We start from the raw sequence: 15,688 nt of genomic DNA, 5'->3' as shown, positions 1-15,688 counted from the left end.
CTAAGTCAAAAAAGGCGAGTGTGCACAAAAGAAGGCACACTCGCCTTTTTTATCGAAAGCCTGAAAGATGTACTCAAAAGGATTATCGATTGCCCTCCAATAAATCTAAAAAACACTGGAAGGCTTTAGAAATACGTTTTTTACGATGATATACAATTTGACGAAATACTCGGATATCTGGATGGGTAAAGGGAAGGATGCTGAGCTTTCCTTGCTTTACTTCCTCAATCACTGCAAGCTTTGGCAAAATCGAGACCCCTAAACCATACGAAACACATTGCTTGATAGCTTCTAAGCTGCCAAATTCGTAGGATAGCTCCGTTTTGACACCGTTCTGTTGAATTACTCTTTCTAACATATCTCGGTAGCTACAGCCCTCTTCAGTCACTATCATGGTTTCCCCTTCAAGATCATGAACGCTGATTTGTTCTAGAGAGGCTAAGGGATGATGGGGATTGCCAATTAGGACAAGCTGTTCTTCTGTTAAGACATGACAGATCAAATCGGGATCATTATGCTGTCTGTCCATGATGATTGCAATATCATAAGTGCCATTTTTGATACCCTGAACCAGATCACGGCAAATTCCTGGCTGTAGAAACAGCTTTAGACGTGGATGCATCCGACGAAGGGCTTGTAGATGAGGAGGCAAATAAAATGCCGCTAATGACTCGACTGTACCAATCGTTAGCAAGCCAGTTAACTGGGTTTGCTCGGATAAATTTTCTTTTACCTCATCTAAGAGAGCTAAAATCTGTGAAGAATAATGTAGGAGCTCTTCACCACTGTCTGTTAATTTAATTTTTCGACCATAGCGTTCAAATAAACTGGTTTGAAACTCTTCTTCCAGCCGTTGGATTTGAGTTGTGACGCTTGATTGGGCGTAGCCTAGTATCTCTGCGGCTCGTGTAAAGCTTTGCTGTCTGGCCACCTCGCGAAAGGTTCGAAGATAATAGATGTCCATATTTTCCCTTCCCATCAAAATTATCGATTGAATTTATCAAATATTATAGATAACACCGATAGAAAAGTATATGGTAAAGTGAGGTCAACTAATTTCAGGGGGACTCATGATGACAACGCAAAGTCTAACAGCTCAAACCTTACAGAAGACGTTGACCTTACCTCAAATTGTGGCTTTATACATTGGAGCAGTGCTTGGTTCAGGAATCCTGCTAATTCCTGGAATAGCTGCTGAAATGGCTGGGCCCGCGTCTTTACTATCTTGGATAACGATGTCATTGGTCATGATACCAATGGCGATCACGATGGGACTCTTATCAGCCATATATCCTAGCGCCGGGGGCGTTTCTCATTTTGTCAGACTCGTTTATGGTCATCGCTTTGGCAATTTAGTTGGTTGGTTCTTCTTATTGTCAGTTCCCATTGGCGCACCAATTTTGGCAGTAACCGGTGCTACCTATGTAACCACATTGCTAGGCTGGGAGCATAGCCGTGTATATCTAATGGCAGGCCTAATAATCGCTGTTGTTGTAGGCATGAGCTTTTTGGGGATGCAGGTGACAGGACGTTTACAGACGATTGTGGTTTCCTTTATTCTGGCCATGTTAGTAGTAGCCATTGCTTCTGCTGTACCACACGCTAAGATTGAGGCCTTCACACCATTTGTTCCTCATGGCTGGCTTTCTATTTTTCAATCGGCTAGCTTATTGTTCTGGTGTTTTATTGGGTGGGAAGCAGTAACTCACCTATCAGAAGAGTTTATTGATCCAAAGAAAAATGCCATGAAGGGGGTCATGATTAGCTCCGCTCTAATAGCTCTGCTGTATGTAGGTGTAGCGATCATGACGATCGCCACCTCTAGCTATGGTACAGGTATCAAAGCTTCACTCAGCACGATGGTTCAGTTAACATTTGGTCAAGTGGGGGGCTGGGTCGTTGCGATTACCGCTCTATTTATTTGTCTAGCTACTGCCAATGCTTATGTAAATGCAGCCGCCCGAATAGCTTTTGCGTTAGCTAAGGAAAAAAGTGCTCCTGCCTGGATGGGTACCTTGCATTCATGTACACAAGCTCCGTTAGGGGGACTGCTTTTTCTTAGTGGTGGATTTGTACTAACGCTACTGTTACTCGCAAGTGGAGCGATCTCACTAGAGAAGCTAATTCAGATACCGAATGCTACCTTTATGGCTACATATCTAGGCGGGTGTCTTGCTGGAATCAAGCTTTTGCGCGGCAACAAAATGGGACATGTCTCTGCATGGATTTCTCTAGTGGTCACCCTGTGCTTATATCCTTTTCTGGGGTGGGGTGGCTTGTACCCTATATGTATTTTTCTATTAGTGCTTTTCTTTGATAAAAAGCAGGGCAAATCTGCATAAAACATCGTCAGATGCTTAAGGATTCTTTCTCTCAGCAAAAAGACCCACGAATGCCAGTGCTTCGTGGGTCTTACTATAGTATGTACCTATAGATCTAATGAAGGAAGAAAGGTTACCAAGTCTCTTTAAAGTTACCTACAATACGTTTAATTGGTGCCACTGTGATAAAAGCTTCTGGATCAGTGGTAAGCACTATCTTTTTGGTTTCCGACCATTGGTGTTTTACAATAACGCACATTAGTACCTGTTTGTCCTGATGAGTATAGGCACCGCTCGCATTCCAAATCGTCACACCGCGTCGGACAACTGATTTTGTGATCGCTTCAGCTACTTCGTCTCCTTTTTTGGAAATAATAGTAACTGTGATCCGATCGATATGATTGAGAACCAAATCAACTGTACGAGATCCAATGTACATAGAAATGATGGTGTACATCCCTAACTCCGGATTACCAAAATAGGAGGAAGCTATCACGATTAGTGCATTTATACACAGTCCAAAAACGCCCATCGGGATTTGAAAATACTTCACAGCGATTCTGCCTAAAATGTCCGTTCCGCCAGTTGAGCCACCTACGCGAAGGATAAAACCTGTTCCCATACTTGCAATTAGCCCACCAAAAACGGCACCCAGTAAAATATTGTGGGTCCATAATTGCTTTTGTGGAATCACATTGAGAAAGATTGAGATACAAATAACTGCGTAAATGGTATAGCAAATAAATTTCTTGCCGATTTTAAGATAACCGAGAATCAATAAGGGAATGTTTAGTACAAAATATAAAGTACCAACACTCATCCCTGTCAGTCGAAATAGAAGCGTACAGATTCCGGTTAAACCACCAGGTAAAAGCTGATGGGCGGCAATTAGCGTATTGGCTCCAAAGGCAAATACTGCACAACCGATTAAAATGCCTAGTAGATCACGACAAACACACCAAACAGGATGATAAAAAAAGCGTTTTGTTTTCTCAGGAATGTCAGCAGTACTCATGTCGTTTCGTCTCGTTCTCCATTATTTTTTCTAGTTTGTAATACTCGTATGATTTTACCTAAAGCTATGCCAAGATTCAATAACGATTGAGAGTTTTAACAAGGCAATGATATGAATTTTTTGTGAGAGCTTGCGTGACAGAGAGCAACAATGTCTGTCAGGCTGGTAACATTCGCATATAGGCTAAAAATGCTCCTTTTTCTCCAAATTCGACAACCATCACGTTTGACTGTACGCTTTTGATATGACATCATTAGTAGCAGAAAGGAGGGAAAGTGATGGGACAGTGTATCGGATAGGAGAATTGGCTGTTTTGGCAAACATTTCAAAACGGACTGTGGATTACTACACGAACTTGGGGCTTTTGCAACCGAAGCGGTCTTCTTCCAATTATCGTTATTATGATGAGTGTGATTTGGAAATTTTGCAGATGATTGAACAATGCAAGTCATTACACATGCCGCTCTGTGAAATAAAGGAATTGGTAAGGAATAAACGGGAGGCTCCCAATGCTGAACAACTGTTGGCATTGACTAAGGATGTTAATCAACGTATGCAACAGCTCGAGCAGGAGATGAGTTTGCTGATAAGCCAGATTAATTCTCTGTCGGAAGAGGAGCAACATGAAGTTCGACAAAAACTGTCGGTACAAGGAACCACGCTTTTACACTCTTTATTGCTACTTTTGCCTTACAAGCAGGAAAAAAATTAGAGAGAGAACGACTCGATGGAGGTGAACACCTTAATTCAGCGATGGATTAAGGTAACTGGTTGGAGATATTTAATTTAGTCATGGTGTTTATTTTAATTGCCTTTACTGGATTTTTCGTGGCGGTAGAATTTGCGATAGTCAAGATTCGTACCAGTCGCATTGATCAATTAGTCGCGGAAAAGAAACCAGGTGCATTAGCCGCAAAGAAAGTAATTACCAACTTGGATGAGTATTTGTCAGCATGTCAGTTGGGAATAACGATTACAGCGATGGGTTTGGGATGGCTAGGCGAACCTACTGTACATCATATGCTACAGCCACTTTTTGAAAGCATGAATATTTCAGGTGGAGTGGCCAATACCCTTTCTTTTATTATTGCATTTGGAACCATGACATATTTGCATGTGGTAGTAGGAGAATTGGCTCCTAAAACCTTTGCTATTCAAAAGGCAGAGCGAGTGACTCTGTTATTTTCAAAACCATTAATTTATTTTTATAAAGTGATGTATCCGTTTATCTGGGCTTTGAACGGTTCCGCACGCTTTCTTACTGGGGTGTTCGGGTTAAAACCAGCCTCCGAGCACGAAATGGCTCACACAGAAGAAGAGCTGCGACTGATCTTATCAGAAAGCTACCATAGCGGTGAAATCAATCAAACTGAATTTAAATATGTGAACAATATTTTTGAATTCGATAACCGGATTGCTAAAGAAATCATGGTACCGCGCACCGAAATGGTTGGTCTCTATCTAGATGACCCGATAAAAGAGCACATCAAAACCTTAAAATCGGAACAATATACACGTTACCCAGTTTTTGGCGAGGATAAGGATGATGTAGTCGGGATTGTAAACGTTAAAGATTTCTTCATTCATAGCTTGGGTGAGAGTGAGCTACAGATCACCAGCTTGAAAGAATTTACTCGTCCTGTCTTAAAAGTAATTGAGACGATAGCAATCCATGACCTCTTAGTTCAAATGCAAAAGAAACGCATTCAAATGGCTATTTTGTATGACGAATATGGAGGCACTGCTGGGTTGGTTACATTGGAGGATATCATTGAAGAAATAATCGGTGAAGTCCGTGATGAATATGATGAGGATGAACGCCCACGCATTCAAGAGGTGGGATTAAACCATAAAATTATTGATGGAAAAGTGCTGATCAGTGAAGTAAATGAGATGTTTGATCTGTACATGGATGATGAAGATGTAGATACGATCGCGGGCTGGATGCTTATGCAAAATCCCGATCTACGTAAAAACGACCCAATTGTATACGAGGGCTACGAGTTCCGCATATTGGAAAAGGATGTTAATCACATCAAACGTGTGGAGATTAAGCCTGCTGCTCAGCCAGAAAAAGAAGATTGCGTTGAGAAGGAATAATCTACCTGTGAATTAGCCAAAAAAGTATAACATGCAAAGAAGGCATTTCTGGATTCGTTTATTCCGGAAATGCCTTCTAATCATTATCCTAAAAAGCATTGCAAAGATTATCTGGGATTTATATGAACTCTCAATTGAATTTTGGACGTAAACCATGTAACATGTAATACATGGTTTACAATACCTAAGAGTTTATGTAGGCTAAACTTCTGGTGCCTTATCTTACAGGGTAAGCGCAAACCGAGCAGGTCATACATACACATTGGTCAAGAGCATCGTTTTGCTGTTGACTGTTAAGTGAAGCATAGGCTCTCATCCCGTATTTTTTAAAAGGGGCGAGAGCTTTTCAATACTTATTTGGATAAAAAGGAGTTTTAGAGAATGAGTGTAACCATGGACAAAATCGTCGCTCTTGCTAAACACAGAGGATTTGTATTTCCAGGATCTGAAATTTATGGAGGTCTTGCGAATACGTGGGATTACGGTCCGCTTGGTATCGAGTTAAAGAACAACATTAAAAAGGCTTGGTGGAAAAAATTCATTCAAGAATCTCCGTACAATGTTGGTATTGACGCGGCGATCTTGATGAATCCAAAAACATGGGTTGCATCTGGTCACGTGGGCAATTTCAACGACCCAATGATCGATTGTAAAAAATGTAAGGCACGTCATCGAGCGGATAAGCTGATTGAAGATAAACTTGCAGAAAAAAACATCGAGCTAGTTGTTGATGGTCTTCCTTTTGAAAAAATGCAAGAGCTTATCTCAGAACATAGCATTACTTGCCCGGATTGCGGCAGCCAAGACTTCACGGATATTCGTCAGTTCAACCTGATGTTTAAAACATTCCAGGGTGTGACAGAATCTAGTACGAATGAAATCTTCCTGCGTCCCGAAACTGCACAAGGTATCTTCGTGAACTTTAAAAATGTCCAACGTACGATGCGTAAGAAGATGCCGTTTGGGATTGGACAGATCGGTAAAAGCTTCCGTAATGAAATTACACCAGGTAATTTTACCTTCCGTACACGTGAATTTGAACAAATGGAGCTTGAATTCTTCTGCAAACCTGGCGAGGATATGAAATGGTTCGAGTTTTGGCGCAACTACTGCTTCCAATGGTTGTTGTCGTTAGGAATAACAGAAGAGAATGTTCGTCTTCGCGATCACAATGAGGATGAATTATCCCATTACAGTAAAGGCACTAGCGATATTGAATATAAATTCCCGTTTGGCTGGGGAGAGCTTTGGGGTATTGCGAACCGTACAGATTTCGATTTGAAGCAGCATATGGAGCATTCTGGGGAAGATTTCTCATATCTTGATCCTGAAACAAATGAACGCTTTGTACCGTATTGCATTGAGCCATCTCTTGGTGCAGATCGTGTAACGCTATCATTCTTGATCGATGCGTTTGAGGAGCAGGAACTTGAAGGTGGGGATAGCCGTACCGTTTTACGTTTCCACCCAGCGTTAGCGCCGTATAAAGCGGCTATTTTCCCATTGTCCAAAAAATTGTCTGAACCAGCTATGAAAGTGTTTGCAGACTTGTCCAAGGATTTTGTGGTAGATTATGATGAGTCAGGTTCTATTGGTAAACGTTATCGCCGTCATGACGAGATTGGAACACCACTTTGCATTACGTATGACTTCGAGTCCGAGCAGGATGGCATGGTAACGGTACGTGATCGTGATACAATGGAACAAACACGTGTAGCGATTGCAGATTTGAAAGCCTTCATTGAAGCTAAAATTTCTTTTTAAGCTTGTACAATTGTAGCATCATATGATAAATGGCTCTGTAAGAGCTTGAGTTCTATTCAAAAAACATTTCTTTATCAAACCTTTTACTGCTACAAAAAGCCGTTCTCACTACAGTGTGGAGAGAACGGCTTTTTCATGCGGAGCTTATACGATAGCAGGTTAACAAGATACTCGGAGATTGTTTGCTTTTTTACGTCCTGCCTATATTTTTTCGACAATAATCTAAAACCTAATATCTGTTTTACAATTTACAGGATTCAACAATTGACTATGATAATCTTTATCAACTAAAATGAAGAGAGAATGAGTCTAAATAGTATAGAAATAACTGCTATTACGATACATAATAGGGGAGTGTTATTTTATGTTTATCGAAACAAAAACGATTATTGTAAAAGAGGGTACTTCAGATTTAGTCGTGAAGCATTTTACTGGGGAAGGCGAAATCGAAAAGATTGAGGGTTTTATCGATTTAAGCGTACTAGTAAAACGAACTCGTAAGGGACATGATGAGGAAGTTATCGTGTTAATTCGCTGGGAATCAGAAGAGGCTTGGAAAAGATGGGAAACCAGTGAAGCTCATCTGGAAGGACATCGCCAAAGCCGTGGGAAACCAAAACCTGATCATATCGTAAGTTCATCCCATGGTGTATATGACGTAAAGTCTAGTAAATCTGCCATCGTACAATCATAATTAGGATGTTGAAAAGAGGCGCTCATATAGCGTCTTTTTTCATGTTGTTTAACTTGTGATTCTGCACCTAAATATACTATTTAAGGTAATTTTTAGGAAAAATTAAGTGAGTCTTAAGGTATATCGCTATAAACTTATAGGCAGATATGCTACCATATTAATAGATAAAAGGATTAATTTCCTATTATTAACACAGAAGATGAAACGGAAAAAAGATCGCATCGTATGCAAAATATCAGAGTAAACCGAGCAAAAGGTCAAATTGATTTTAGGCTAATAGGGTAGTTCGTCATTGAAAAAACAGAATCTAGCGAAGCAATCAGCTTTTTTCAGGTATAAGAAATAGCTACTTGCTACGCATACGAAAGAGATTTTTGTGCGGTAGAATATAATAAAAATGTGATGATTTTTCTATTAGTTTTCCATATTATTTCTTTATTTTTCTAGTAGAATAAAAAACAGCGAGGGAGAGATCACAAAACCAAGGAAGGAGCGAAGAGCATGTCTTATGAAATTTCATATTTTACTGGACCTGTTTTATTATCGATGGCTATGATCGGCTTCTGGTTCTCTACGGTTTTGGTACGCAAAGATCTTCGCACACAAACCGTTGAGGCAAGTATTCAGGACGTAAGTGAACATCATAAACTATTGAAAAAAATGGATGATGCCACCTATAAAGATGTAAAGCAAAAATTGAAAATGAAATCGAAGAAAAACAAGAGCAACAATAGTGGAACATAGAAGTATCTTACATGCATGTGAATTGGACAATCTAATGCAGAAAAGTGAATAAGTGAGCTCCCAAAGGCTGTCGGATACATTCCGGCAGCCTTATTACGTTGGAAAAGGGTTGTGAAACCAGCTCTTTTCACGAGGGTTTAATATAAGCGTTTGGTGTAGCTATCATGTAATAAGTCAGCTACATCTTCCGGGGAAAATTTTGCATGCTCGGCCAACATGACCGCTGGTTTGGGGAGGTTTTCCTGAGGTAGCCAGCTAGTTGGTTGCCAGAGGCCAGAACGTTTAAAAGCTTTAGCACAATGAACAAAGCATTCCATTACCTCTACCGCAATTCCCAATTGAGGTACTCGTTTTTGCACTTGCAATGGTTCGAGCAGCTCCTGATCTGCAATGATCTGGGCTTTTCCGTTAATACGTAATGTTTCTTCAAGTCCTGGAATGACAAAAAGCAAGCCTACGTATGGATTAGATAAAATATTTCGCAGTGAATCTACTCGACGATTGCCAGGGCGCTCAGGTATGAGAAGATGGTGGTCATCTAGTACATGCACAAAGCCAGGATGGTCTCCACGTGGAGATGCGTCACAAAGCCCCTCTTTATTGCTTGTAGATAAAACGAGAAAAGGTGCTTTCGCTAAGAAGGAACGGCAATGCGCATCTATGAACGGAATAACCTTGTTTTTGGCTAGAGGACTTGGTGTACCAATCATTGTAAGCAGTTCTTCTTCAGATCCGATAGTATGTTGAAAGGATTTCATTTAATCAGACACCTCTTTTGAAAATAGTTGCAAATTATTATTATAATGTTCGCTAAATTTTATAAGCAGTATCAATCATATCATATTTTAAATATTTTGGCGTGGTTGGCGTAAAAGAACAAGTGGATTGGAATGGCAGAGCCTCGTTGAAATTATTGAAGCGGTTTTAGGATTAGACAACGACCACAAGTGCGTCCGCATCGTTCATTTTGGAGGAAGAAGTAACTGCTGTATGGAGAAAAAGAACAAATGTATAGGATTCATATATATGATTGTTATATATGGGAATAAATGGATAAATATACTAAAATATAATATTGATGGTAATTGTTAAAGTTGACACCTATTAAGTTACAAATGGATGGAGGGTTAGAAAATGGTAATTGGCACTAAGCTACTTGTACCAAGAACAACATCGGCCTTCGTTTCACGAAAGGAGCTCTTTAGAAGATTGGACCAAGCATTATCGCTCCCAATCACACTAATTGTCGCACCAGCATGCTATGGAAAAACGACGTCAGTAGGTTTGTGGATTAAAGAAAATCTAAAGTGTGTAGGATGGCTTTCGTTAGATACGCAAGACAATGAATATATTCGTTTTTGGAGCCATCTGATCGCGTCATTGGAAGTAGTGCTTCCAGGTTTAACTGAGAAATGTTCTCACATTTTAGATAAAGGATATCAAGATTCGTTTTCACTAATCAAAACTTTAATTGAGCACATGCAGCTCGTAAAAAAGACAGTGGTATTTGTTCTTGATGACCTCCATTTGATTTATCGAAATGATATTTTGGAGTCACTTACATGGCTGATAGAATATCTCCCTCACCATGTCCACGTACTCATCACAGCTAGAACCGAGCCTCCGCTGCCAATCGTGAAATGGCGGGCAAGAGGTCATATTTTACAGCTAGGCGTACATGATTTGCAATTTAAAAAAGAAGAAACTAGGGTGTTTTTTCATGAATGTGCGAATCTTCACTTAACGGATCAGGAAATAGAGATTCTTGTAAGTAAAACAGAAGGCTGGATTGGGGGAATGAATCTCATAGCTCTCTCAATGACAGAGAAAATCGATTTTTCAAAAAGGATACATCAAATTAATGGCTTACATCGAGACATTTCTGACTTCCTATTTAATGAAGTGTTTCAACTTTTACCCGATGAATTGCAATTGTTTTTATTGCAAATATCTTTATTGAAAAATATGAACAGTAGCCTCTGTGATACGATAACGGGACGTTCAGACAGTCAAAGCATTCTGGAAAAGCTAGAGAAAATGAACCTCTTTATTACTCCGCTTGATGACAATCGTTCCTGGTATAGATTTCACATGTTATTCTCTGAATTTTTGAGAAATCATTTCGCATATAAGTATCCAGAAAAGGCCTCTGAGATTTATCAAGCAGCAGGGAGGTGGATGGAAAAGTCCAATTCCTTTGAGGAAGCGGTAGATTATTATCTAGCAGGAGAACATTTTCTCGATGCGTCCCGGCTTATCGAGGAATTGATGCCTTTATTGTATCAAGGCCGATATCACTTACTGGCCGGATGGATTAAGGAATTGCCAGAAAGGTATCTACTAGATAGGTCGAGTCTACATCTCATCAGCACGTCTCTTATCATAGAACAGGAAGGCGTACAGAAAGCAGATAAGTATTTGGAGAATGTCTCCAAGCACTATCAAACAATAAAGTGTACACTTTCAAGAGAAAATATAAACGAGTACGAATTTCAACTATTAGGATGCAGAGGATTAGTTTCACTGTTCAAGGGAGAGGCAGACAAATTTTTGCAACTAGTAGAAGAGAAGATAGAGCGTTTTGATCAACGTGCATTTGAGTTTTTAGGTATATTATACGATGATCGAGAGATAAAGGTGACGGCTAGTCCAAATGATTCACTAAAAGAAGTAATGGATTTTATATCCCGGTTCATTGAAATTGAAGAGAGATCAGCGTATTGCAAAGAGACTCCACATCTAGGGACTTTGTATACATATTGGGCGGATATGAAGTATAAGTGCAATGAACTAGATGAAGCCCAAGTATACGTAAATAAAGGGTATGAATATGCGAATCGTTTCCATATGTTAAAACTCTTCATCTATTCTTCTCTCATACAAGCGAAGATACATCTGGCAGAAGGACGCTGTGAAGCAGCAATCGATATCCTACAGGAATCCATAGAAAAGGCAGCGATTGACCATCCGAATGTGATTAGAAAGGTGTACAGCCAAATGGCGATGATTTGGTTAGAACAGGAAGATGCAAGGAAAGCGAATGAGTATATGCAACTAGTACAGATAAGTGCCGACGACGATATACATCCACAACTTGTCATGGATTACCTTGGATTGCTCAAATGTTTCCTAGCGAAAGGAAAAACAACACAGGCGTTACGCTTGCTTAGAAAGGTACTAATGATTGTGAGTGAATTGCGGCAAACGCAAAGAATGACCGTCACGCTTACACATGCTAGGGTAATGTTCCAAATCGGTAAAATGAAAAAGGCCTTTCATTTGTTGGAAGATGTGCTTGTTGAGGTAGAAAAAGAGGGATGTATTCGAATGATTTTGGATGAAGGTAAGCCTATATTACAATTATTGCAACGTTACGTAACGATGAGAAAAAAATCTCTCAGTAGCTCAAATGCCCCCCTATCCCTTACCTACCTGGAGACATTATTACAACAGTTTAAAGAGACAATCCCCCTTAACGAGAAGGAGAACATACTTACCAAGCAAGAAACGGCTATTCTACGTATTTTGAGCACAGGTCTTACCAATGTAGAAATAGCCAAGGAGTTGTGCATTTCAAAAGAAACGGTTAAAACTCATATAAATAACATTTTTAGAAAGCTAGATGTATCTAATAGGGTACAAGCAGCGTCAGTTGCGAAAGAACAGGGTTTTTTAGATTAAATGCAAAAATTACCATTTTTCCACCCTGCTTTCCCCCATATGGGGGAAGATAGGTTTTTTTTATTCGGTATCACAGAGCATTGGCTCGAAAATGAAAGAGGAGAAATTTGTGCAAGTGAGTTTGTGTCTTTGATAAAGTGTGATTTTTCTCAAATATGAGAAAGAAGGAGGTTCTCATGAGCAAGAAATGGATTTATTACAGTGTGTATCCGGGAAAAGAGGCTTATTTAGATGAAGTCGTCACGAAGATTGTCGGTGATACGTTTCGTGAGCTTACCGCTTGTCAAAGTGTCCATCGATGGTTTTTTATTCGTTATGTTGATTTCGAGGGGTACCATGTAAGACTTCGTTTTCAAGTAGATAATGCCGCAGAAGATCTGTATGCAGAAAAATTAGAAAGTCGAATCCACACGCTCATGGATACGATCTTGTCGAGTTCTGCACCCCAGATTCGCCGTTTACTCCCTATGAGGAATAATAAGAATGAATCAGAGAGGGAGAGTGCTGTAAGACGAGAAGAGTACGAGCCAGAATATGAAAAATACGGCGGTACATTAGGGGTATCGCTCTCAGAGATATGCTTCGAGTCTTCAAGCCGACTGGCTTTAGCAGGACTTCAAGCAGAAAGAAATGAGGTTATCGACCGATTTCATTTAGCGTTGTTACTAATGGATGAGACAGCCAAACAAGCAAAATTAACTACCTCGGAACAAAAAGAGCTATGGAATCGCATCCTACATTTCTGGAGCGGTGCCGATTATCCTGAGGGAGTTCATTATAAAGAAAGTTTCCAAAACGCCGCTACAAAAAGAATAGAATCCTTGCAAAGGAGCCTACAAAACTATAAACAAAACGAATCTATAGCTGAAATGATGGATGATTATCGATTTCACCTGAAGGATGTGTTTGAACAGATTAGAGGCTCGAAGCAAATACGTTTACCAGCTTCTCATTTTGCCTTCCATTATATTCATATGATGAATAATCGTTTGGGTATATGGCCTATGGAGGAAGCATATCTAGGTGCATTACTCACTGCAGTTGGGAAATCATGACGAGCTTTTCAACATTGAACAAGCCTCCTGTTTATTACTAATCACAAGTGAGCAGGAGGCTTGTTTTGATTTGCCAAGGAAAGCTCTCTCTTCAAACTTTACATAATAATTATTAAGTTAATAGAGCTAGTAATCTTACTAGCTCCTTTTTAATTCTATCTTGTTACACAATCAATCGAAGCTTTTTGTTGCTCTTCTGATGTGTGGGTATATGTTTGAGTTGTAGTTATTGCACTATGCCCAAGTTGAGTTTGTAGTGGGGGGAGAGTAGAGTCTTGGTTTTCAATATACTTGGAAGCAAAACTATGCCGTAACCCATGTGGAGTTAATCCAGGGTTGTAAAGTATTGACTGCATGAAGTAATAAGTCCAACCGATGTAGTTAAGCATGCCAAAGAAAATACAAGACCTAGTAATATTACGCCAGGTTTACCAAATAAAGCACCAAAATTTGGTAACGTGGAGACGGATAGTTTCGTTTTTTTGAGTCATTTTTAAGAGGTTTCTGTCATATCATGCAACTTAACAATACAATTTTCGGCATTTTCTAAATGTGTATAGTTTTGAGGAGCATTTGCGTGACTTTCTATATCTCCTTATATTGGCTCCAAATCCCGACTTTGTAGAGATTATTTTAAGTGCTACTGCTATTCGTATGAGCTTTTTTACAGGAACAAGCTACTAGATTTCTACGTGTCTGTTTTTCGATAAATGATTTTATAACATTTCAAGGAACAATTAGGTTGTTTAGGCTGTATGGTATTAAGCTGGACCGCAAAAAGGGAATGTTTTTCCTAATAAGGAGGAATGGTGACTTTATTGCCATTCTTTTAAATTCGGGAGGATAAAAAAATGTTGGGTAAAATTGATCATATTGTGGTACTGATGTTGGAAAATCGTTCTTTTGATTCCATGGCTGGAAGACTATATGATCCTCAAAATCCAGCTCCCTTTAATAAAGTACCTCGAAATCAACCCTTTGAAGGACTGGCTGGGAAAAATTTATCTAATCCGATTTCAGTTGGAGAAACAGGGGCAGATCACAAAAAGGTACCGGTGGGAAAAGCCGGATCATATACTACCCCTGAGATAGATCCAGGGGAAAGTTTTGAACATGTTTTCTTCCAGCTTTATGGCAAACCATTATCTTCTAAGACTGCATCTTTACCACAATCAGCGACAATGGACGGTTTTGTTACGGACTATATTCATGTACTACGAGAAAAAAACAAGCCAGTAGATGAAAGACTATATCGTCAGGTGATGGCGGGATACACTCCTACGATGTTACCCGTGTTAAGCAGACTTGCTAACGAATTTGCGATTTGTGACCAATGGTTTTGTTCTGTTCCTAGCCAAACGTGGACGAATCGCTCTTTTCTACATGCTGCTTCCTCTAGTGGTTGGGTAAATAATACTCCTTATGAAAAATGGCTCTTGGGAAATCATGCTGAGACCATTTTTGATCGTATACTTGCACAGAATAGGAAAGATCTCACATGGAGAGTGTATTACGATAAGCTTGATATGGTGTCCTTAACGTTGTTAATTCATTTTCCAAGGCTTTCACGTTATCGGAAAAGTCATTTTTCGTACATGAAGCAGTTTAAAAAAGATGCGAAAGAAGGGAAGCTTCCATCGTATTCTTTTATAGAACCTAGGTTTTTACTAGATGCGAATGATCAGCATCCCCCTCATAACGTCTTACTTGGGGAAAATCTTATATCGGAAGTTTATCAGGCAGTAAGAGAAGGTAAGAGGTGGGATCGAACACTCTTGATTGTTACGTATGACGAACACGGGGGGGGTTATGATCATGTTGCTCCTCCAAAAGCTGTTCCTCCCACGATCAACCAAAAGCCAGGAGAAAAAGGATTTACCTTTGACCGCTTGGGAGTAAGAGTTTGTACATTACTTATTTCTCCCTATATTGAAAAGGGAACTGTTTTTCGAGCGAAGAGAATACTAGGCGGCGTGGAACATGATGTACCACTTGACCATACCTCTATTATTAAGACGATTACAAACCGTTGGGGGTTAGGAAACTTAACAGAGAGAGATAGAGCTGCTGTTGATATTAGCCAAGTATTAACCAGAAAAGAGCCAAGAAAGGATTGTCCTGTGCTGGGGCCAATTTATGCCATTGAGACTTTTACTTCTGAGCTTCCTTTAAATGATTTACAATATGGGATGATCAAAGGCCTTTCTTCGTATTATAACGTGCCTATGCCTAAATTGAATAAGGTGTCAGAAGCGCTGCCTTTCCTAGAGAAACTTGTCAGACATATGGACTTATAAATGGTACGAAATACAAT

Annotated in this window: 13 protein-coding genes and 1 pseudogene; 9 read left to right on the top strand and 5 right to left on the bottom strand. The window is 39.7% G+C overall.

Features of this window, described 5'->3' with window-relative positions:
• Positions 1-82: 82 nt before the first annotated feature.
• The gene (locus GOP56_RS05520) at positions 83-964 is read right to left on the bottom strand and encodes a LysR family transcriptional regulator (protein ID WP_003336275.1); all 882 of its coding nucleotides are present in this window, start codon (positions 962-964) and stop codon (positions 83-85) included.
• Between the two features lie 106 nt (positions 965-1,070).
• Between GOP56_RS05520 and GOP56_RS05515 the strand changes: the two genes are divergently transcribed.
• Entirely contained in the window at positions 1,071-2,342 is a 1,272-nt protein-coding gene (locus GOP56_RS05515; RefSeq protein WP_163244846.1) for an APC family permease, read from the top strand.
• A 112-nt stretch (positions 2,343-2,454) separates the two neighbouring features.
• Here GOP56_RS05515 and GOP56_RS05510 read toward each other — a convergent pair whose 3' ends face one another.
• On the bottom strand, positions 2,455-3,336 hold the full coding sequence (locus GOP56_RS05510; protein WP_003339588.1) for a YitT family protein: 882 nt from the start codon (positions 3,334-3,336) through the stop codon (positions 2,455-2,457).
• A 313-nt stretch (positions 3,337-3,649) separates the two neighbouring features.
• Here GOP56_RS05510 and GOP56_RS05505 point away from each other — a divergent pair, with 313 nt between their 5' ends.
• The 5 genes from GOP56_RS05505 (at position 3,650) to GOP56_RS05485 (ending at position 8,638) form a co-directional block, all read left to right on the top strand.
• Positions 3,650-4,048: a MerR family transcriptional regulator gene (locus GOP56_RS05505; protein WP_233882471.1), complete on the top strand. Its 399-nt coding sequence runs from the start codon at positions 3,650-3,652 to the stop codon at positions 4,046-4,048.
• A gap of 59 nt (positions 4,049-4,107) precedes the next feature.
• On the top strand, positions 4,108-5,436 hold the full coding sequence (locus tag GOP56_RS05500; protein WP_163244844.1) for a hemolysin family protein: 1,329 nt from the start codon (positions 4,108-4,110) through the stop codon (positions 5,434-5,436).
• Between the two features lie 381 nt (positions 5,437-5,817).
• Positions 5,818-7,200: a glycine--tRNA ligase gene (locus tag GOP56_RS05495; protein ID WP_003336280.1), complete on the top strand. Its 1,383-nt coding sequence runs from the start codon at positions 5,818-5,820 to the stop codon at positions 7,198-7,200.
• Positions 7,201-7,564: 364 nt separating this feature from the next.
• On the top strand, positions 7,565-7,894 hold the full coding sequence (locus tag GOP56_RS05490) for an antibiotic biosynthesis monooxygenase family protein (RefSeq protein WP_003339582.1): 330 nt from the start codon (positions 7,565-7,567) through the stop codon (positions 7,892-7,894).
• 501 nt (positions 7,895-8,395) lie between these two features.
• Positions 8,396-8,638 carry a hypothetical protein gene (locus GOP56_RS05485; protein ID WP_003339580.1) on the top strand — a complete coding sequence of 81 codons (243 nt, stop codon included), beginning with the start codon at positions 8,396-8,398 and terminating at the stop codon, positions 8,636-8,638.
• A gap of 137 nt (positions 8,639-8,775) precedes the next feature.
• Here GOP56_RS05485 and GOP56_RS05480 read toward each other — a convergent pair whose 3' ends face one another.
• Positions 8,776-9,396: a pyridoxamine 5'-phosphate oxidase family protein gene (locus GOP56_RS05480; protein WP_163244841.1), complete on the bottom strand. Its 621-nt coding sequence runs from the start codon at positions 9,394-9,396 to the stop codon at positions 8,776-8,778.
• Between the two features lie 376 nt (positions 9,397-9,772).
• Here GOP56_RS05480 and GOP56_RS05475 point away from each other — a divergent pair, with 376 nt between their 5' ends.
• A complete protein-coding gene (locus GOP56_RS05475; protein ID WP_163244839.1) occupies positions 9,773-12,319 on the top strand; it encodes a winged helix-turn-helix domain-containing protein in 2,547 nt (848 codons plus the stop codon).
• 176 nt (positions 12,320-12,495) lie between these two features.
• Positions 12,496-13,374, top strand: coding sequence for a thiopeptide-type bacteriocin biosynthesis protein (locus GOP56_RS05470; RefSeq protein WP_163244837.1), 879 nt, complete (start codon positions 12,496-12,498; stop codon positions 13,372-13,374).
• Positions 13,375-13,529: 155 nt separating this feature from the next.
• On the opposite strand, the gene GOP56_RS24350 is transcribed toward GOP56_RS05470, so the two are convergent.
• Both GOP56_RS24350 and GOP56_RS24345 read right to left on the bottom strand, forming a co-directional pair.
• Complete coding sequence (locus tag GOP56_RS24350; RefSeq protein ID WP_163244834.1) at positions 13,530-13,730, bottom strand: tyrosine-type recombinase/integrase; 201 nt, start codon at positions 13,728-13,730, stop codon at positions 13,530-13,532.
• Positions 13,706-13,813: pseudogene (locus GOP56_RS24345) on the bottom strand (branched-chain amino acid transport system II carrier protein); the annotation flags it as partial. The pseudogene GOP56_RS24345 and the gene GOP56_RS24350, both read right to left, overlap by 25 nt.
• A 412-nt stretch (positions 13,814-14,225) precedes the next feature.
• Between GOP56_RS24345 and GOP56_RS05455 the strand changes: the two are divergent.
• Positions 14,226-15,671, top strand: a complete 1,446-nt coding sequence (locus GOP56_RS05455) for an alkaline phosphatase family protein (protein ID WP_163244831.1) — start codon at positions 14,226-14,228, stop codon at positions 15,669-15,671.
• Positions 15,672-15,688 lie beyond the last annotated feature (17 nt).

The sequence above is a fragment of the Brevibacillus sp. 7WMA2 genome (assembly GCF_010748895.1).
Lineage (GTDB): Bacteria > Bacillota > Bacilli > Brevibacillales > Brevibacillaceae > Brevibacillus_B > Brevibacillus_B halotolerans.
This window is presented reverse-complemented; position numbering and strand designations above follow the sequence as displayed.

Excerpts from the sequence above, each read along its gene's own strand:
- GOP56_RS05520 (WP_003336275.1), bottom strand. The coding sequence starts at position 964 with ATGGACATCTATTATCTTCGAACCTTTCGCGAGGTGGCCAGACAGCAA.
- GOP56_RS05515 (WP_163244846.1), top strand. The coding sequence starts at position 1,071 with ATGATGACAACGCAAAGTCTAACAGCTCAAACCTTACAGAAGACGTTG.
- GOP56_RS05510 (WP_003339588.1), bottom strand. The coding sequence starts at position 3,336 with ATGAGTACTGCTGACATTCCTGAGAAAACAAAACGCTTTTTTTATCAT.
- GOP56_RS05495 (WP_003336280.1), top strand. The coding sequence starts at position 5,818 with ATGAGTGTAACCATGGACAAAATCGTCGCTCTTGCTAAACACAGAGGA.
- GOP56_RS05490 (WP_003339582.1), top strand. The coding sequence starts at position 7,565 with ATGTTTATCGAAACAAAAACGATTATTGTAAAAGAGGGTACTTCAGAT.
- GOP56_RS05485 (WP_003339580.1), top strand. The coding sequence starts at position 8,396 with ATGTCTTATGAAATTTCATATTTTACTGGACCTGTTTTATTATCGATG.
- GOP56_RS05480 (WP_163244841.1), bottom strand. The coding sequence starts at position 9,396 with ATGAAATCCTTTCAACATACTATCGGATCTGAAGAAGAACTGCTTACA.
- GOP56_RS05475 (WP_163244839.1), top strand. The coding sequence starts at position 9,773 with ATGGTAATTGGCACTAAGCTACTTGTACCAAGAACAACATCGGCCTTC.
- GOP56_RS05470 (WP_163244837.1), top strand. The coding sequence starts at position 12,496 with ATGAGCAAGAAATGGATTTATTACAGTGTGTATCCGGGAAAAGAGGCT.
- GOP56_RS24350 (WP_163244834.1), bottom strand. The coding sequence starts at position 13,730 with ATGCAGTCAATACTTTACAACCCTGGATTAACTCCACATGGGTTACGG.
- GOP56_RS05455 (WP_163244831.1), top strand. The coding sequence starts at position 14,226 with ATGTTGGGTAAAATTGATCATATTGTGGTACTGATGTTGGAAAATCGT.